Annotated in this window: 16 protein-coding genes and 1 pseudogene; 14 read left to right on the forward strand and 3 right to left on the reverse strand. The window is 71.4% G+C overall.

The features are described from left to right. Positions 1-51: 51 nt before the first annotated feature. The gene (locus AC3IYI_RS29630) at positions 52-1,011 is read right to left on the reverse strand and encodes a DUF1152 domain-containing protein (protein ID WP_489411726.1); all 960 of its coding nucleotides are present in this window, start codon (positions 1,009-1,011) and stop codon (positions 52-54) included. A 79-nt stretch (positions 1,012-1,090) separates the two neighbouring features. Between AC3IYI_RS29630 and AC3IYI_RS29635 the strand changes: the two genes are divergently transcribed. The 8 genes and pseudogenes from AC3IYI_RS29635 (at position 1,091) to AC3IYI_RS29670 (ending at position 8,202) form a co-directional block, all read left to right on the forward strand. Continuing rightward, positions 1,091-1,915: an arylamine N-acetyltransferase family protein gene (locus tag AC3IYI_RS29635; protein WP_489406545.1), complete on the forward strand. Its 825-nt coding sequence runs from the start codon at positions 1,091-1,093 to the stop codon at positions 1,913-1,915. A gap of 32 nt (positions 1,916-1,947) precedes the next feature. Beyond that, the gene (locus AC3IYI_RS29640; RefSeq protein WP_489406546.1) at positions 1,948-2,553 is read left to right on the forward strand and encodes a YdbC family protein; all 606 of its coding nucleotides are present in this window, start codon (positions 1,948-1,950) and stop codon (positions 2,551-2,553) included. A gap of 129 nt (positions 2,554-2,682) precedes the next feature. Beyond that, positions 2,683-3,342: a histidine phosphatase family protein gene (locus AC3IYI_RS29645; RefSeq protein WP_489406547.1), complete on the forward strand. Its 660-nt coding sequence runs from the start codon at positions 2,683-2,685 to the stop codon at positions 3,340-3,342. Positions 3,343-3,353: 11 nt separating this feature from the next. After that, entirely contained in the window at positions 3,354-4,268 is a 915-nt protein-coding gene (locus AC3IYI_RS29650) for an ADP-ribosylglycohydrolase family protein (RefSeq protein WP_489406548.1), read from the forward strand. A gap of 170 nt (positions 4,269-4,438) precedes the next feature. Next, complete coding sequence (locus AC3IYI_RS29655; RefSeq protein WP_489406549.1) at positions 4,439-6,136, forward strand: DUF4153 domain-containing protein; 1,698 nt, start codon at positions 4,439-4,441, stop codon at positions 6,134-6,136. A 4-nt stretch (positions 6,137-6,140) separates the two neighbouring features. Then, positions 6,141-6,712, forward strand: a pseudogene (locus AC3IYI_RS29660) (TetR-like C-terminal domain-containing protein). A gap of 123 nt (positions 6,713-6,835) precedes the next feature. Beyond that, the gene (rnhB, locus tag AC3IYI_RS29665) at positions 6,836-7,546 is read left to right on the forward strand and encodes a ribonuclease HII (RefSeq protein ID WP_489406550.1); all 711 of its coding nucleotides are present in this window, start codon (positions 6,836-6,838) and stop codon (positions 7,544-7,546) included. Positions 7,547-7,605: 59 nt separating this feature from the next. After that, positions 7,606-8,202, forward strand: a complete 597-nt coding sequence (locus AC3IYI_RS29670; RefSeq protein WP_489406551.1) for a hypothetical protein — start codon at positions 7,606-7,608, stop codon at positions 8,200-8,202. Between the two features lie 166 nt (positions 8,203-8,368). Here AC3IYI_RS29670 and AC3IYI_RS29675 read toward each other — a convergent pair whose 3' ends face one another. Then, the gene (locus AC3IYI_RS29675) at positions 8,369-8,998 is read right to left on the reverse strand and encodes a hypothetical protein (RefSeq protein WP_489406552.1); all 630 of its coding nucleotides are present in this window, start codon (positions 8,996-8,998) and stop codon (positions 8,369-8,371) included. Between the two features lie 362 nt (positions 8,999-9,360). Between AC3IYI_RS29675 and AC3IYI_RS29680 the strand changes: the two genes are divergently transcribed. Both AC3IYI_RS29680 and AC3IYI_RS29685 read left to right on the forward strand, forming a co-directional pair. Next, complete coding sequence (locus AC3IYI_RS29680; protein ID WP_489406553.1) at positions 9,361-11,511, forward strand: RecQ family ATP-dependent DNA helicase; 2,151 nt, start codon at positions 9,361-9,363, stop codon at positions 11,509-11,511. 152 nt (positions 11,512-11,663) lie between these two features. Then, positions 11,664-13,670, forward strand: coding sequence for a LuxR C-terminal-related transcriptional regulator (locus AC3IYI_RS29685; RefSeq protein WP_489406554.1), 2,007 nt, complete (start codon positions 11,664-11,666; stop codon positions 13,668-13,670). Between the two features lie 69 nt (positions 13,671-13,739). Here AC3IYI_RS29685 and AC3IYI_RS29690 read toward each other — a convergent pair whose 3' ends face one another. Beyond that, complete coding sequence (locus AC3IYI_RS29690) at positions 13,740-14,888, reverse strand: 3-oxoacyl-ACP synthase III family protein (protein ID WP_489406555.1); 1,149 nt, start codon at positions 14,886-14,888, stop codon at positions 13,740-13,742. 250 nt (positions 14,889-15,138) lie between these two features. On the opposite strand from AC3IYI_RS29690, the gene AC3IYI_RS29695 reads away from it, so the two are divergent. The 4 genes from AC3IYI_RS29695 to mvaD are packed head-to-tail and all read left to right on the forward strand — an operon-like array spanning position 15,139 to position 18,545. Continuing rightward, positions 15,139-15,306: a hypothetical protein gene (locus AC3IYI_RS29695; protein WP_489406556.1), complete on the forward strand. Its 168-nt coding sequence runs from the start codon at positions 15,139-15,141 to the stop codon at positions 15,304-15,306. Further along, positions 15,303-16,394, forward strand: coding sequence for a polyprenyl synthetase family protein (locus AC3IYI_RS29700; protein ID WP_489406557.1), 1,092 nt, complete (start codon positions 15,303-15,305; stop codon positions 16,392-16,394). Before AC3IYI_RS29695 ends, AC3IYI_RS29700 begins: the two co-directional genes overlap by 4 nt. Beyond that, complete coding sequence (gene mvk, locus AC3IYI_RS29705; RefSeq protein WP_489406558.1) at positions 16,391-17,497, forward strand: mevalonate kinase; 1,107 nt, start codon at positions 16,391-16,393, stop codon at positions 17,495-17,497. The genes AC3IYI_RS29700 and mvk overlap by 4 nt, the downstream gene beginning before the upstream one ends. Then, positions 17,487-18,545, forward strand: a complete 1,059-nt coding sequence (gene mvaD / locus AC3IYI_RS29710) for a diphosphomevalonate decarboxylase (protein ID WP_489406559.1) — start codon at positions 17,487-17,489, stop codon at positions 18,543-18,545. Before mvk ends, mvaD begins: the two co-directional genes overlap by 11 nt. Positions 18,546-18,551: the final 6 nt, after the last annotated feature.

An 18,551-nucleotide genomic window follows, 5' to 3' on the forward strand; every position in this document is an offset into this window, starting at 1 on the left:
CGGCCGTCGGCTGGGCGAGCGGGGACCGGCGCGCCGGTCCCCGCTCCCGCCTCAGTGGGGGAAGGTCCGGGCCGGGCGGGTGATCACTTCGTCGCGGAAGGCCGCGATCGCGGAGCTGACCTGGCGCATGAGGTGGGTGTCCTCGATCCGGTCCAGGTAGAGGCAGCGTGCGGCCAGGCCGGTCAGCTCGAAGACGAAGCACAGGGACATCAGCGGGTTCACGAAGAGCTCGCTGCCGTGGGTCCGGTCGGTGAAGCGGACGTCCCCGAAGGAGCCGCGGACCGCTGCCGCGACCGAGCCGTTCACGATGCTCGGGCGTTGCGGGGTGTGGTCCTGCGCGTGGTCCACGGCGTCGAGGTACAGCGCGCCCTCCCGGGTGGCGCGGGGTATCGAGAACGCGCCGAGATACGCCCCGTCCCGCTCCAGCGCCGCGATGTTCTCCAGGACCAGTGCGTGGTTGACCCCGTGGTACGCGTCCACGCCGAAGCCGACCGAGACGACGAGACGCTCAGGTACGTCGTCCAGCGCGGCCAGCGCCGCCACGCTGGTCATGTCCTCTTCGGGCGTCCCGAGCCCGGCCTCGTCCCCCCGCATCAGGATGTCGGTGCCCCCGTCGACCAGGACCACCGCGTCGATCCGGTGCAGGTCGATCAGCGCCCGGTAGGCGGCACGCAGCGGTTGTACGCCGACCTGGGGGAAGGCGTACACGGTGGACGGGTACCCGTGCAGCTTCAGCCACCGGGCCAGGGTGCGCTCGGGGAAGTAGCCCTGGTGCGGCGCGGAGCCGGGGGTGACCGCGGCGAGATCAGGGGCCGTCCAGTCGTCCGTCGGGAGGCCCGCGAGCGAACTGAAGGAGAGGTTCGCGAGGTGGACCTCCTTGCCCTGGTGCAGGAGGGAGAGGGCGATCGGCAGGCCGGAGTAGATGTCGAAGCCGCCTCCGGCTCCGGCGACGAGGATCCGCTCGGCCGAAGCCAGGCGGGTGAAGAGCGGGTTGGTGTGCAGCGCCGTCATGACGACCATGGTGCGGGGCGCCACGACTGGCCGCCCTTGAATTTCGTGGTGCGCCGAGCGGGGAGTCGTGGGAGTGGTCATGTGGAGCGGTGACGAACTGGATCTGGATGCCTATCTGGCGAGGATCGGATGGGACGGCGGGGAACTCCGGGCGGACCTCGCGACGTTGAAGGCAGTACACCGGGCCCACACCGGTGCGATCACCTTCGAGAGCCTGGACGTGCTGTTCGGCCGCCCCGTCGGGCTGGACGTCAAGACGGTCGAGGACAAGCTCGTGCACGAGCGCCGCGGCGGCTACTGCTACGAGCAGAACACCCTGCTGGCCGCCGCCCTGGAGCGGATCGGCTTCGCGGTCTGCGGACGCGGCGCCCGCAACCGCACCCGGGGGGACTCCCTGCTCGCGGTGACGCACGCCGTCCTCGTCGTCACCGTCGAAGGGGAACCGTGGCTCTGTGACGCCGGGTTCGGCTGGCAGGGGCCGCGCGAGCCCGTCCCGCTGGCGAGGCCCGGCGTCGAAGTGCGGCAGGGGGAATGGGTGTTCCGCGTCCGGGAGGAAGCGGACGGGGTCCTCGCGCTCTGCGCATGGCGCGAGGGCACCTGGCGCGACCTGTACGCCTTCACCCCGCAGCCCTACCACCCCGTCGACTACGTGGTGCTGAACCACTACAGCTCCTCACACCCCCGCTCCGCCTTCGTCGCCCGGGCCATCGTCCAGTACCCGGGCGACTCCGCCCGGCTGGCCCTCGTAGGGCGGGAGCTCTCCCGGCTGCTGCCCGACGGGCGGATCGAGCGGCGGGAGGTGCCGGCCGAGGAGGTGCCGGCCCTGCTCGGCCGGGAGTTCGGGCTTCGGCTGTCCGAGCGGGACGCGGACGAACTCCTTCGGTTGTACCGCGCCGAGGACTGACCCGGGCCCCGCCGGGACCGTACGATGGCGCAGTGCTGGTCAAGTGGATTCGCTGCACGGTGACGGACCGACGCGGGTTCGAGCGCGGGCAGCGCAAATGGGCGGGACTGCCGGGCGAGCCGGGATTCCGGGGGCAGGGCGGCGGCTGGAGCCGGGGCCGCCAGGGGGTGGCGCACGTCTTCACCTTCTGGGAGAGCCGTTCCTTCTACGACTCCTTCATGGCCCGCTCGCACGACCGGCTGGCCGCTTCGCAGAACGGCACCTACACCGACGCGCGGGCCACGCTCTTCGATCACCGCTTCGATGTGAAGACCGGTTTCGAGCCACGTTTCACAGACGCCGACGTCGTCAGGGTCGCCCACACCAGGGTGCGGGAGGGGCGCGTGGACCATTTCGCGCTCATGCAGGAGAAGGTCTGGAACCCGGCCATGGCGGGCTCGCCCGGCATGGTCCGGGGCCTCTTCGGCGAGGCCCCGGGCCGTGAGTTCCTCGTGCTGTCGATGTGGCACGCGGCGGCCGAACACGGGAAGTACCGGCAGGAGCGCGTCGAACGGCTGTCGCTGCGCGCCCAGATCCAGGCCGACGTGGAGGCTCTCACCGGGGACGTCGTCGACCTCGAGGCGTCCTGGACGGTGTGACCACCTACCTGACGACCCGCCTGAGGACTTGCCTGAGGACCTGCCTGACGAGCTGACTGTCCGGCCGCAGCCGGCCCCGACCGGCGAGCCCGGTCGGTGTGCCCGCCGGTGGCCGAATAGGGTCGTGGGATGGTACGACCACGGCGCATCGTCCTTGTCCGGCACGGGGAATCGGAGGGCAATGCCGATGACACGGTGTACGAGCGGGAGCCCGACCACGCCCTCCGGCTGACCCACACCGGGCGCGAGCAGGCCGCGGAGGTCGGCGGACGCCTGCGCGAGCTCTTCGGGGACGAGCACGTCAGCGCGTACGTCTCCCCGTACCGCCGGACCCTGCAGACCTTCCGGGAGCTGCGCCTGGACCCGACGCGCGTGCGGATGCGCGAGGAGCCGAGGCTGCGCGAGCAGGACTGGGGGAACTGGCAGGAGCGGGAGGACGTACGGCTGCAGAAGGCCTACCGGGACGCGTACGGGCACTTCTTCTACCGCTTCGCGCAGGGGGAGTCGGGCGCGGACGTGTACGACCGCGTCGGGGCCTTCCTGGAGAGCCTCTACCGCAGCTTCGAGGCCCCGGACCATCCGGAGAACGTGCTGCTCGTGACGCACGGCCTGACGATGAGACTGTTCTGCATGCGATGGTTCCACTGGTCCGTGGCCGAGTTCGAGGCCCTCTCCAACCCGGGCAACGGCGAATACCGGGTGCTCCTGCTGGGGTCCGACGGCCGGTACCGGATGGACCGCCCGTTTGAGCGGTGGACCACACCCGAGCCTTATGACCTGGACGGCTAGAGTGACGCGCGATGACCGCTGACTCCTCCCCCGAAGGGCGCTACGCACGCGCCATGGCCAGCCTCCGCGGGCTGGCCCTGGGCGACGCACTGGGTTCCCAGTACTTCGTCCCCGTGAACTACCCGCTGCTCAAGCGGCGCGAGCTGCCCGCCGGCAGCGATCCGTGGCAGTGGACCGACGACACCGAGATGGCCTGCTCCGTGGTGGCCGTGCTCGCCGGGCACGGCCGGGTGGACCAGGACGCCCTGGCCGCCTCCTTCGCCCACCACCACGACTTCGACCGCGGCTACGGGCCCGCCGTGAACCGGATGCTGCGCCTGATCCGCGAGGGCGCGGACTGGCGCACGCTCGCCGCGGAACTGTTCAACGGGCAGGGCTCCTGGGGCAACGGCGCGGCCATGCGGGTCGCCCCGCTGGGCGCCTGGTACGCCGACGACCCCGAGCAGGCCACGCACCAGGCGGAGATCTCCGCCTACACCACCCACCAGCACCGCGAAGCGGTGTGCGGCGCGATGGCCGTGGCCGCCGCGGCCGCGCTGGCGGCCGATCCGGCCGGGCCGCCGAAGGCCGCCGACCTGCTGGACGGCGTGATCGCGCTCGTCCCGCGGAGCGCGGTGGGCGCCGGGGTGCGGCGGGCGCGCGACATGCTCGACTACGGCGACGCGACCACCGTCGCCGCCGTACTGGGCTGCGGGCGGCGCACCAGCGCCCACGACACCGTGCCGTTCGCCCTGTGGTCGGCGGCGCGCGGCCTGGACGACTACGAGCGGGCCTTCTGGACCACCGCCCAGGTGGGCGGAGACGTGGACACCACCTGCGCGATCGTCGGCGGAGTGCTGGGCGCACGCGGGGACGCGGTGCTGCCGCAGGCCTGGCTGGCCCGCACCGAGGCGCTGCCGGCCTGGCTGCCGGAGTCGGCGGGGTAGTGGGGTGTCGGGGGTGGCGGCGGTCCGTGCCGGTTCGTACCCCTCCGTTTGTCACGGTCCTGCCACAGGCGTCTTTTGATCCTGTTCAAAACTGCAGGTGACCGGCCTACTCTGTCGGCTTCGCCACCCCCGCCCGATGGCAGGGGTGGCCGACAGGGGAGGGGAACCCGATGTCAGCAGAGAACGCCGGTGCGGAGAAGGCCGGGACGGTGGACGCGGTAGGGGCCGGCGCGAGGGCCGCGGGTGTGGAGGCCGACGCGGGGTCCGCTCTGCCCGCGCCCGCGCCCACGCCGCCCGCGCCGCCCGGCTGGGATCCCAAGGCCTGGCGAATCCACCAGTTGCGCAAGGAGCGCGCCTCCTCCGGTGCCTGGTCGATGGCCCCGCTCGCCTGGGCCGAGGCCGCGCGCCCGGCCGCCGTCGGGCCCGTACCGGCCGTCGTGCTGGGCGCCGTACTCGCCTCCGGCATCGCCGCTTCCCTGCTCCTCGGCGAGGGGCTGGGCCCGGGCCTGCTGCTCGCGGTGGTCCCGGCCCTGCTCGCCGCCTACGCGGCCGCCCGTGCGGCCGGCCGCAGGCTGCGTCCGTGGACCGCGCTCTGGGCGCTCGGCTGCCTCGCACTGCTCGCCGTGCCCGCCCTGCGCGCCTCCGCCTGGCCGGCCGTGACGGCCCTGTTCGCGGCCCTCCTGACGGGCGCCCTGGCCCTGCACGGCAGCCGCAGGTGGCCCGGCATCCTGCTCGGGCCCGTCGGCCTCCTCGACTCCGCCGTCCTCGGGGTGCGCTGGGTCTGGAGCGGGCTGCGCTCGCGCGGCGAGGGGCGCCGGGAGCGCTGGCTGCCGGTGGCGAAGGCCGTCGTGGTGGCGGTGGTCCTGCTGGCGCTCTTCGGCACCCTGTTCGCCTCCGCCGACGCCGCGTTCGCGGACCTGCTGAGCGGGCTGACCCCCGACATCAGCGGCATGGGCGGCCCGGTGCGCTTCCTGCTCTTCGCGCTCGGCCTCCTCGTCGCGATCGCCGTCGCCCGCGCGGCCGCCGCACCCTCCCGCTGGGACCGCATCGAGGTGCGCCCGGGGAAGGCGCGCTCCCGGGTGGAGTGGGCCCTTCCGCTCATCGTGCTGAACCTGCTCTTCGCCGCCTTCAACGCCGTCCAGCTCGCCGTCCTCTTCGGTGGCTACCGCAAGGTCCTGGAGGCCACCGGCCTCACCTACGCGCAGTACGCGCGCCAGGGCTTCTGGCAGCTGCTCTGGGCCACCCTGCTCACCCTCGCCGTCATCGCGCTGGCCCTGCGCTGGGCCCCGCGCGACGGAGCCGGCGACCGGCGGCTGGTGCGCGTCGTGCTCGGAACGCTCTGCGCGCTGACCATCGTGGTCGTCGCCTCGGCGCTTCGCCGCATGGACCTGTACGTGGACGCGTACGGGCTGACCAGGCTGCGCCTGTCCGTCGCCGGGGTGGAGCTGTGGCTCGGGCTGGTCATCGTACTGATCATGGCCGGCGGGCTGTTCGGCGCGCGCTGGCTGCCCCGCGCGGTCGCGGGGAGCGCCGTGGCGGCCGTACTGGCCTTCGGCCTGATGTCCCCGGACGGGGTGATCGCGGAGGGCAACGTCACGCGCTACGAGCAGGACGGCAAGATCGACCTGGCCTACTTCCAGTCCCTGTCGGCGGACGCGGTACCCGCCCTGGACCGGCTGCCCGAGCCCCAGCGCTCCTGCGCCCTGCGCGCGATCGCCGGGGACTTGGCGGAGGCCGGCCGGAGGCCCTGGTACGCGACGAGCCTGGGGGAGCGCCGGGCCCGGGAGATCCTGAGCGAGCGCGGGGTGAGCGCCTCGTACGAGCAGTGCAAGAGCCTGGGGACCTTCAGGAGCCGGGTCGAGTACTAGGACCGTGCGGGGCGGGCCCGAACTCGAACGGGCGATTCTCGATGCCGCGTTGGAGCAGCTGAGCACCACGGGCTGGAAGGCCCTCACCGTGGAGGGCGTTGCCTCGGGAGCGCAGACGGGCAAGGCCGGCCGCGCTGTACCGGCGCCGGCCCCCGAAGGCGAACCTGGTGGCCGAGGCGCTGCGGACGCGGCTGCCGCCGCTCGGCCGGATCGCGGACCTGGGGTCGGTGCGCGAGGACCTGTACGCGGTGTGCGTGCGGATGCGGGACGTCATGCGGTCGCGGGCCGGACAGGCGCTGCGCACGGTGCCTTCACGAGTGCGATCACACGCATGCGGAGCGGTTTCGCGACCTGGTCCGGGGCGGGCTGTACGAACCGGCGCACGTGCTGATCGGCGACCCGGTGCGACACGGAATCGACCGGGGAGACGTCCATTCGGACGCGACCGGTCCACTTCTCGTCGAGGTCATCCCGGCGCTGATGATGTACCGCGCGAAGGTGTGCGGGAGCGAATGGGCGGACTCGGAAATCGCCGAGATGACCGACGGGGTGATGATGCCGCTGCTCAGGGTGTGAGACGGGGCGGGGTGGGTGGCGCGGCGCGGAGGTGGCCGGGGCGCGGCGGGGATGGGGCGGCGGCGCGGCGGGGAGGGGGCGGGGTGTGCAGGCGGCTCGGGGCGGCGTAACCTTGCTGGCGCCATGCCGTATGAAGCACCCACTCACACCGTCGAACGCTCCCTCCGAGCGACCACCGGCGCCAAGGTCATCGCCGGGGTCGACGAAGTCGGACGAGGGGCCTGGGCCGGGCCCGTCACCGTCTGCGCGGCGATCACCGGTCTGCGCCGACCGCCCGCGGGACTCACCGACTCCAAACTGCTCACCCCCAAGCGCCGCGACGCGCTCGTCGGCGTCCTGGAGGACTGGGTCACGGCCTACGCCCTGGGCCACTCGTCCCCCGAGGAGATCGACGAGCTCGGGATGACCGCCGCCCTGCGCCTCGCCGCGGTGCGCGCCCTGGAGGCACTGCCCGTGCGGCCCGACGCGGTGATACTCGACGGCAAGCACGACTACCTCGGTGCGCCCTGGCAGGTCCGGACGGTGATCAAGGGCGACCAGTCCTGCGTCGCCGTCGCCGCGGCCTCGGTGATCGCCAAGGTCCGGCGCGACCGGATGATGGTCGAAATCGGTGAACAGGGCGGCGGAATCGAAGACTTCGCTTTCGCCGCCAACGCTGGATATCCCTCGCCCGCCCACCGGGCGGCGCTCGAGGAACAGGGCCCGACCGCGTACCACCGGCTCTCCTGGTCCTACCTCGACGCGCTGCCCCGCTGGAGCCACCTCAAGAAGGTGCGCCGCAGCGAGGAATCGATGGAGCTGGAAAACGGAGGCCAACTCGGCTTCGATTTCTGATCGCACGCACGTGCCACCAACCGGTACGTTTCGCACCGGTGTTTGATAGATATCAGCTCATGCCTCTCACCCCCGCCCCCGAGGAGCCTCAGATTCACGAGAGTGCCCAGGGTCCCCGCGTCACGCCGGCCGCGAGCCGCAGCGCGCAGACCCCCCGCCCCGTACCCGGTCCGCGTCCCGCCCCCAGGCCCGCGCCGCCCGCCCCGCGGAAACCGCAGGCCGCCGGCGTTCCCGTAGCCGCCACCGCCCCCTCGGTCTCGGCATCCGTACCGCAGGTCCAGCTGATCCCGGCATCCGCCGAGGGCGCGCTGGACGCGGCCGAAGAGGCCGTGGACCTGCTGCTCGACACCGGGCGTGCGCCCGGTGACATCCTGGTGCTCACCACCGGCGACCCGCACCCGTGGGCCGCGCACGAGCTGTCCTTCGGCGAGGCCGCGTACTGGGCGCTGCACGATGCCCGGGACGACGTCTTCTACGCGGACGCGGCGCAGGTTCAGCGCGCCGCGGGCCGTCCCGTCGTGGTCTTCGCGGCCAACGGCGGACCGGCCGCCGCGGCTGCCGGAGCCCTGCCGGTCGCGCTCGCGCGAGCCGGTGCGCTCCTGATCGTGTGCGGTGAGCCGCAGCAGATCAACTCCGTGCTGGGGGCGGGCGTCTGACGCCCCGTACCCCCGCACGGTCGAGGGGCGGGGCGGGCCGGTGGCCGGCCCTGCCGAAGTCCGAGGCCTGACCAGCCGTACGGCCGTTTCCGGGTGTACGGCCGTTGGTCGTTCCCGGGTACGGGGCCCTGCGGGCTCCGCGTTCTCGGGTACGGGCCCTGCGGGCTCAGCGCGCGGCGGTGCGGCGCAGGGCCTCCGTGGCTCCGCCGCCGCCGCGCAGGGCGAGCGGGGCGAACTCGGACGGCGCATCGCCGAGGCGCTCGGGCCGGGAGTCCGAGCTGGGGCTCCGGCCGCCGCGGCCTTCGCCCAGCACCTGCCAGCCGCTCCGGGTGAGGGTGATGTACGCGCCGCAGCGCAGCCCGTGCAGGGTGCAGGCGTCCCGCAGCCCCCACATCCAGGCGCCGTCCTCCTCGGTCCAGCGCTCGTCGCCGTCGCGGCAGAACAGCAGCACGGCGGTCCGTACCGGGGTCCGTCGCCGCAGGTCGTGCGGAATGACCCGGCGCAACCGGGAGAGCAGGGCGTTGCGGTACTCCCAGCCGTCGGCCGCGGTGGAGCGCTGAACGAAGGAGGCGCTGGCCACGAGCCGCTCCTCGGGTCCGAGCACGGCGATCACGGCCGTGGACGGTACGGGGCTGTGCCGTGAGTGCAGTCCGCTGACGACCTCGCGCGGATTGCGCAGCAGGGGGACACCCGACGCCGTCCACTCGGAGGGTTCCAGCAGTCTGCCGTGCCGGCTGGCGCCGCCGGTGGCCGTGGTCAGGGACGTGGTCGAGGGCGGGGCGAATCCGAAGGTCACGGTCCTCCCTTCGGGTACACGCCCGCGAACGGGCACAGCTGGAGTGCGGGCGCGCCGCGGCACGGCCCAGGAGAGCGCCGTCGCGCCGAGCGCGAGCAAGACAATTCTCGCGTGGCCCGTGAGCATGCGGCAACGCGCAATTGGAGCCGCCGACCGGAATTCGCCGGTATGCCGTTGATATCCTTGCCCCGCTACGCCGAAGATGACTCATTCGGTCCAGGCCGGAGCGCGGGCACCAGGGGAAACACCGCCCTGGCGACCGTCCGTCGCACCGGTCGGTCGCCGGGGCGGACGGCTCGTGGGTCGGACGGTCACGCTGGGTGAATTGGCCGATTGTCCTGGGCATCGGGTTGCATGGGGGCATGGACAACCTGGAGCTCCGCGCTGAAGCCGATGCCATCCTCGCTGAGCTGGTCGGTGCCCCAGGGGGCTCGGCGCGGCTGCGGGAGGACCAGTGGCAGGCGGTGTCCGCCCTGGTGGAGGAGCGTCGGCGGGCGCTGGTGGTGCAGCGTACGGGGTGGGGCAAGTCGGCCGTGTACTTCGTGGCGACGGCCCTGCTGCGCCGTCGCGGCGCCGGCCCCACGGTGATCATCTCGCCGCTCCTCGCGCTGATGCGCAACCAGGTCGATGCCGCCGCGCGGGCCGGGATCCAGGCGCGGACGATCAACTCGGCCAACCCGGAGGAGTGGGAGACGATCTACGGGGAGGTCGAACGGGGCGAGACCGACGTCCTCCTCGTGAGTCCGGAGCGCCTCAACTCGGTGGACTTCCGCGAGCAGGTGCTGCCCAAGCTCGCGGCCACGACCGGTCTGCTGGTGGTCGACGAGGCCCACTGCATCTCCGACTGGGGCCATGACTTCCGCCCCGACTACCGCCGGCTGCGCACCATGCTCGCCGAGCTCGCCCCCGGCGTGCCCGTGCTCGCCACCACCGCGACGGCCAACGCCCGGGTCACGGCCGATGTGGCCGAGCAGCTGGGCACGGGAGGCGGGGGCGCTCTGGTTCTGCGCGGCGCGCTGGACCGCGAGAGCCTGCGGCTGGGGGTACTGGAGCTGCCCAATGCCGCGCATCGGCTGGCGTGGCTGGGGGAGCGGCTGGGAGACCTGCCGGGCTCGGGGATCATCTACACGCTGACGGTGGCGGCCGCGGAGGAGGTCGCGGCGTTCCTGCGGCAGCGCGGGTATCCGGTGGCTTCCTACACGGGGAAGACGGAGAACGCCGACCGGCTGCAGGCCGAGGAAGATCTGCTCGCGAACCGGGTGAAGGCGCTGGTGGCGACCTCCGCGCTGGGGATGGGCTTCGACAAGCCGGACCTGGGGTTCGTGGTGCACCTGGGCTCTCCCTCGTCCCCGATCGCCTACTACCAGCAGGTGGGCCGTGCGGGGCGCGGCGTGGACCACGCCGATGTGCTGCTGCTGCCGGGGAAGGAGGACGAGGCGATCTGGGCCTACTTCGCTTCGGTGGGGTTCCCGCCCGAGGAGCAGGTCCGGCGGACCCTGGACGTACTGGAGCAGGCCGGCCGGCCGTTGTCGCTGCCGGCGCTGGAGCCGTTGGTGGACCTTCGGCGTTCGCGGCTGGAGACGATGCTGAAGGTCCTGGACGTGGACGGTGCGGTCAAGCGCGTGAAGGGGGGCTGGACCTCCACCGGACAGCCGTGGGCGTACGACGCGCAGCGGTACGAGTGGGTGGCCCGGCAGCGGCAGGCCGAGCAGCAGGCCATGCGGGACTACGTGGCGACCACCGGGTGCCGGATGGAGTTCCTGCAACGCCAGCTCGACGACGAGAAGGCGACCCCGTGCGGCCGCTGCGACACCTGCGCCGGGCCCTGGCTCGACCCCGCCGTGTCCCACGGGGCCCTCGATACGGCGACCGGTGAGCTGGACCGCCCGGGGGTCGAGGTCGAGCCCCGCCGGATGTGGCCCTCGGGCATGCCCGCGGTCGGCGTCGACCTCAAGGGCCGTATCCCCGTGAGCCAGCAGGCGGCCACGGGGCGCGCGCTCGGACGCCTGTCGGACATCGGCTGGGGCAACCGGCTGCGCCCGCTCCTGTCGGAGCGGGCCGCAGACGGGCCGGTTCCGGACGACGTCCTGGCGGCCGTGGTGAAGGTGGTGGCCGACTGGGCCCGTTCGCCGGGTGGGTGGGCCGGCGGCTCGATGGCCCGGCCCGTCGGGATCGTGGCCATGCCCTCCCGCTCCCGCCCCCAGCTGGTGGGCTCGCTCGCCGAGGGCCTGGCCCGCGTCGGCCGGCTCCCGCTGCTGGGCAGCCTCGCCTACACCGCGCAGGCCGGCGAGTACGGCGCACACCGCAGCAACTCCGCCCAGCGGCTGCGCGCCCTGGCCGCCTCGTTCACCGTCCCCGACGAACTCGCCGCGGCCCTGGCCGCCACCCCGGGACCGGTCCTGCTCGTGGACGACTACGCCGACTCCGGCTGGACCCTGGCCGTGGGCGCACGTCTCCTGCGCCAGAGCGGAGCCGACCAGGTGCTCCCCCTGACCCTCGCCCTGGCGGGGTGAGGCGCTTCGGCGCCCCCAGCGGCCGGGCCGGTGTGCATAATGCACCAGCTCATGTGTTTGCCAAGTCAAGACCGGACAATGGTTCGTAAGATCCTCGCAGGAGGGCGTGCGGGTTGTAGCGCGCCGGACTACATACGGGGGTAGCCGGGGTCATGGCAACGGAATTGCTCAAGGAGTCTGCCGACGAACAGATCCTGCGGGACATCCTGGGGGGTGAACCGGACCAAGGGCTGCTCGACTTCACGGCAGATGCCGGCGGGAATTCTCGGTTGCTTGCCGAATGTGCGGCCGGGCTCGTGGAGGAAGGGCTGGTAAGGGAGTACGGCGGAACGGTCGGGCTGACGGAACGGCGGGTCCCGGGGCGTGTGGTGGCGTTCGTGAAGCGCCGTCTCGGTGATCTCAGCATGGACTGCCAGCGATTTCTCAAGATTGCGGCAGTCCTGGGTAGGTCCTTCATGCTGGAGGATGTCTCCAGAATGCTGGATAAATCCGCGGCCAGCCTGCTTTCATCCCTGGATGAAGCGATCTCCTCGGGTTTCGTCGTTGCGGCGGAACATCAACTCGTCTTCAAGAGCGATTTCCTCTTGGCAGGGGTCGTCGAGTCGATTCCCGCTCCCGCGCGGGGTGCCTTGCAACGCGAGGCGATGGGGCACTCCGGGAATCGCGCAGGTTCAGACGACCGGCAATTCTGGGTGACCGGTCACCCGCTCTGGATGGCCGACCGTCCGGCTGACCCGCTCAAAGAGGCCGCAGGTGACTCCGGCGAGGTGTACTCGAAGTCCCACAGTCTGATCATGGACGGAAAGGCGACCGTCGGAATTCGTGTCGCGGAGCGCGTTCTCTCCAGCCCCGCGAGTTCGGCTTCCGCCCGGCTCGATGCGGAGGCGTCCGTGATCCTGGGCTACTCCCTGCTCGGTATGGAGGAAGCGGAGAAGCGTTCCGCCAGGATATTGAGGGAACAGGGAGCCGGGCCGGGTGACGTTGCCTCGCTGATGGCGCTGACGGCGCTCTCCAACGCCCGCTGGCGCGCCGGGGAACTGGGCGAAGGGCTCAGCCTGGGCCGTGCCGCGGTGCGGTACAGCGACAAGGCGGATCCCGTGTGGCGCCTCCACTTCCAGCTCGCACTGGCCGGAAAGGTCGCGAACCTGCGCGAATTCGAAAAGGCCGAGTCGCTGATCAACGACGCCGAAGCCGGCCTGCGTGAACTGGGCGCACGCGCGTGGGACGGCGCACTCGCGGCGATGCGGGCCCGGTTGTTCCTTCAGGCCGGACGGGTCGCGGATGCTCGCCGACAGGCGGAGGTGGCGACCGGGGCGGTCGATCGGGACGCCGTTCCCGGACTCCGGCCCCTTGCGTACTCGGTGCTCAGCACCATCTTCCTCTACAAGGGAGACCTGCCCGCGGCGACCGATTACCTGAAGCGGGTGCAGGGCGAGTTCGAGACGGATCAGGCGGTCCTCTATTCCCCGCAGTACGCCTGGACCGACGTGCGCATCGCGGTGAAAAGGGAGGGTCCGAGGGCGGCTGTCGAGCTGTTCTCCGACAAGTACAGCCATATGCCGACGCAGCGGAGCCTCTACATCGAGGATCCGGCCGCCGCCGCCTTCCTGGTCCGTCTTGCGCTGGACGTGGGTGACACCAACCTCAGGCACAGCGTGCTCGAAACGGTCGACGGTCTCGCGGGTGACAACCCCGGAATCTCCGTGCTCGGCCTCAGCGCCTTGCACGCGAACGCTCTGGTGGCCGGCGATCCGGCCGTACTGTCGCGCATCATCGCGCAGTCGCCGGACCCGCTCTCGGTCGCCCTGGCGACGGAGGAACTCGCCAAGATCTACGGTGCGAAAGTCCCGGCCCGCAGGCAGGACGCGGATGGGGATCCTTCAGATCACTCGCAGACGAAGCCCGAAGAAGTGGTGGCACCGCTCAATTCCGCCGACTGGTCCGGTCTCTCCGACATGGAGCGGCGCATCGCCTACCTGGTGAGTGCGGGGATGACGAACCAGCAGATCGCCAAGAGGGTGCACCTGTCGGCGCATACGGTGAATTACCACCTCAGGAAGATCTACAGGAGGCTGAACATCAACACCCGTGTCGAACTGGCACGCGGAGCCGCGAGCTATTCGAGCAAAGCGGCGATCTATTCGATCGAAGCCGAATAGATTACGGGCCCTCGAGCGGTCGGTCCCTCGGTTGCTTGGCCCTCGGACGGTCGGGTGAGACGTGGTGTCTCACCTCGACTGCGCGGGGGCCGCGGCGTAGGCCGAATCCCGGGGCGGGCGGGCGTGCCGGGTGGGCAGCCAGCGGGTCAGGGCCGAGCCCACCGACATGCCGCCGCCGAAGCCGGTGAGCAGGACCACCTCTCCGTCGGAGAGGGCGCCGTCGCGGTGGGCGAGGTCGAGGGTGATGGGCACGGAGGCCGCGCCGGTGTTGCCGTAGGACTCCAAAGCCAGGTGGAAGCTGGCCCCGGGCAGTCCGAGCGAGGGCCAGACCTCCTTGAGCATCACCGCGTTCGCCTGGTGGGCGACCACATGACGGACCTCCTGCGGGGCCAGGCCCGCGCCGGCCAGCAGGTCTGTGACGGCCCCGGGCAGGTTGTCCTGTACGAATGCGCGGACCCGCCGGCCGTCCATCCGGAAGTACTGCAGGCCCTCGTCCAGTGTCCCGGCGGTGGTCGGTATCCGGCTGCCGCCGGCCGGCACGCTGATCAGCTCGTGCTGGTCGCCCCGGGTGATCAGTGAAGTGGCGAATATGCCCCGGTCGTTCGGGGCCGGGCCGAGGACGACGGCCCCGGCGCCGTCACCGAACAGGATGGCGGTCCGGCGGTCGGAGTAGTCGAGGATCCGCGAGTAGATGTCCGCGCCGATGACCAGTCCGTAGCGCTCGGCCGACTCGGTGCGCAGCATCCGTTCGGCGACCGTCAGCGCGTAGACGAAACCGCTGCACACCGCGTTCAGGTCGAAGGCCGCCGCGTTCACCGCCCCGAGCCGGTGCTGGACGATGCTCGCCGTGGACGGCTGCGGGTGATCGGGTGTGGACGTGGCGACGACGATGTAGGCGAGTTCCTCGGGGTCGACACCCGCCTGCTCGAGGGCCCGGACGGCGGCCGCCGCGGCGAGGTCGGACGTGGCCTGGCCGGGATCCGCCCGGCGGCGGCTCCGAATGCCCGTCTTGCGGACGATCCATTCGTCCGTGACGCCGGCCCGTTCGGCGATCTCGTCGTTGGAGACCTCGGTCGGGGGGAGGTACGCGCCGGTACCGAGGATTCCGATGGATCGGATGGATCGGATGGGTCGGATGGTGACTCCCGTGGTGAGGATCGGTGTTGACGTCTTCCGCACCGGAATCGGCGCGATGCGCGTCCTCGGCGTGGACGGCATGTGTTCACGCCCTGTCGATGGATTCATGACCACCCGCGTGTTGTCCTGACGATCATCCGAGCGGGTAACTCATCGTGGCACGTTATGCTCCCGCATTTCGCTGACGCGGAATGTCTCACTCGGTTGGGTGGGATCCTGCCCGTCCGTATACGGCCCTACCGGTGGGCACTACTCGCGTGAGTAGTGGGCAGAGCGGCATGCCCTGGCTAACATCGAAGCATGCTGATCAGGTGTGGGGTGACTCAGGGGCATGCATGAATGGGCTTCTGTGGAAATCGGCGAGGCCGATGTCTCTTCGGAAAGGGCTGGCAGCCCGGAGTCGGGTGACGTGATCTCGGTGAATTCGTGCGAATACGAGATTGATTACGAGATTGATGATGAGGGCGACCGTCACCTCGACCGGGAGATGAGAGCATGACCGTCAGCTATCTCGGGGCGGCATCCGTGGATACGGCTGCCATCGACGCCGTGATCAGTGACTTCTTCGGACAGCGCCGGGCCGAAGCCGACGCGCTCGGCCAGGACTTCGCGGCCGTGGTCGCCGAGCTGGAGAACTACGTGCTGCGCGGCGGCAAGCGCGTCCGGCCGGTCTTCGCCTGGCTGGGCTGGATCGGTGCCGGCGGCGACCAGCACGATCCGGGCGCCACGGCGGTGCTGACCGCCTGCGCGGGACTTGAACTGCTGCACGCGTCGGCCCTGCTACACGACGACATCATCGATGCGTCCGACACCCGCCGCGGTCATCCCGCCGCGCACGTGGCCTTGGCCGAGCGGCATCGGACGCGGCGCTTCTCCGGGGACCCCGAGGCCTTCGGTACCGCCGCCGCCATCCTGGTCGGGGACCTGGCCCAGACCTGGTCCGACGTCATGGTCCGCGCATCGGGATTACCGGCGGACGCGCAGGCCCGGATCGGTCCGGTGTGGTCCGCGGTGCGCTCGGAGGTCCTCTACGGCCAGCTGCTCGATGTGATCAACCAGGCCGGCGACGACGAGAGCATCGATTCGGCACTGCGCGTCAACCAGTACAAGACGGCCTCGTACACGGTGGAGCGCCCCCTGCAATTCGGTGCCGCGATCGCCGGCGCCGGGGCGGACCTGGTCGCGGCCTACGGTGCCTTCGGGGCGGACATCGGGATCGCGTTCCAGCTCCGCGACGACCTGCTGGGCGTGTTCGGAGACCCGTCGGTGACGGGAAAGCCCTCGGGCGACGACCTTCGAGAGGGCAAGCGAACGGTGCTGCTCGCGACGGCGCTCAAGCATGCGGACGAACGGGATCCGGATGCGGCGAGGTTCCTCAGGGCGAAGATGGGAACCGACCTGTCCGGCCTTGAAATCGATGCCCTGCGGGACATATTCGTCAAGGTCGGCGCCGTGGACGATATCGAGCGGCAGATCGCACACCGCACCGACCGGGCCATGGCCGTACTGGACGCCAGCAGTGCCACCACCACGGCAAAGGACCAGCTCGCCGCCATGGCGATCAATGCGACGCAGCGAGCTCGATGATGACACCAAAGAATTCACCCGTTTTCGCCGATCTGGCCGTTTCCACGGCTGATCCGGACGTTGAATACGACCGCATCGGTTGTGGGCGCGCCCACGGGAAAGCCATTCTGCTCGGCGAGCACGCCGTCGTTTATGGCGCACCGGCACTGGCGATTCCGGTTCCACAACTGACGGTGACCGCGACCGCCAAGCGATTGCGGTGTTCCGACGAAGGAGCGGACAGGGTCTCCTTCGCACTGGCCGGCCGGGGGTCCGGGGCGGTGACACCGCTTGCCGCGGACGGACTGCGGCGCCTGCTCCCGGACTTCAAGGCGATGACGGGCGTCGACGGCCACGCGTGTGTGGACGTGATCATCGACTGCGCCATCCCGCAGGGCCGCGGGCTCGGCTCCAGCGCCGCGTGCGCCCGGGCGGCCGTGCTGGCCCTCGCGGACCTCTTCGACCGCCGGCTCGAGGCCCGCGAGGTGTTCGATCTCGTGCAGGCTTCCGAGAAGGTGGCGCACGGCAGGTCGAGCGGTATCGACGCGCTCGCCACCGGTGTGACGTCTCCGCTCCTCTTCCACTCCGGCACTGCCCGTGAACTGCCCGTTCCCATGCCGGGGCACGCCCCCGCACGTCCCTCCGAGGACACCGGGGGCCACGCCGACGAAGGCCGGCCCTACGACTTCGACGGGCTGTTCGTCATCGCGGACAGCGGTGTCAGCGGCAGTACGAAGGAAGCGGTGGAGCTCCTGTGGCGGAAATTCGAGCGCAACGCGCAAACCCAGGCGGACTTCGTCCTCGGGGTGTCGCGCCTGACCCGCGCCGCCACACGTGACCTCGCGCGCGGCCGATCGAGCGACTTCGGCGCGCGGATGACAGAAAACCACAAGCTGCTCCACGAGATGGGGCTCAGTACGGACCGGATCGACGGCCTGGTCGATGCCGCTCTCGCGGCCGGCAGCCTCGGCGCCAAGATCAGCGGCGGCGGGCTGGGGGGCTGCGTGATCGCGCTGGCCGCAGAGCCGCGACAGGCCGAGGCGACCGTGCGAAGCCTCCGCGAAGCCGGAGCCGTCCGTACCTGGGTAGTCCCGATGGGAAGGTTCGTAAACCATGCCGATTGACCACAAGTTGGGGCCCACGGGACTGACGGGACCGCAGACGGGTCTTCTCGACCACGGGTCGACCGCCGTCGCCCATCCGAACATCGCGCTGATCAAGTACTGGGGGAAGCGCGACGAGCGGCTCGTCATCCCGTACGTCGACAGCCTGTCGATGACCCTGGACGTCTTCCCGACGAACACCACCGTTCGGCTCGACCCCGAGGCGCAGACCGACAGCGTCATCCTCGACGGAAAGCCCGCGGAGGGTGAACCGCGAGAGCGCGTCATCGTCTTCCTGGACCTGGTACGGGAGTTGGCCGGGCGGAGCGAACGGGCGGCAGTCGACACCCGCAACGCCGTCCCCACCGGGGCGGGGCTGGCGTCGTCGGCGAGCGGGTTCGCCGCCCTGGCCGTCGCCGCCACCGCCGCGTACGGGCTGGACCTCGATCCCACCGCCCTCTCCCGCCTCGCCCGTCGCGGGTCCGCGTCGGCCTCCCGGTCGATCTTCGGCGGCTTCGCACTGTGCCACGCGGGCCAGGGCGTCGGCGAGGCCGCGGACCTCAGCTCCTATGCCGAGCCGGTGCCCCTCCCGGACTTCGACCCCGCCCTGGTGGTCGCACTGGTCAACGCCGGCCCCAAGGCCGTGTCCAGCCGTGCGGCCATGCGGCGGACCGTCGAGACCTCGCCGCTCTACCAGGCCTGGGCGACGTCGAGCAAGGGCGACCTGATCGACATGCGGGCGGCGCTGCTCCGCGGAGACCTCGAAGCGGTGGGGGAGATCGCGGAGCGCAACGCCCTCGGCATGCACGCGACCATGCTGGCCGCGCGGCCGGCGGTGCGCTACCTGTCACCGGCCACGGTGGCCGTACTCGACGGCGTCCTGCACCTGCGCAAGGACGGCGTACCGGCCTACGCGACCATGGACGCCGGACCGAACGTCAAGGTGCTCTGCCACCCCGAGGCCGCGCCCCGGGTCGCCGAAACGCTGCTGGCCGCCGCCCCCGGATGCTCGGTGCTCACCGCCCGGCGCGGGCCGGGAGCCAGGCTGCTGACGGCGGCCGAGCAGTGACCGGTA

It is taken from the genome of Streptomyces sp. GL_148, assembly GCF_057834205.1.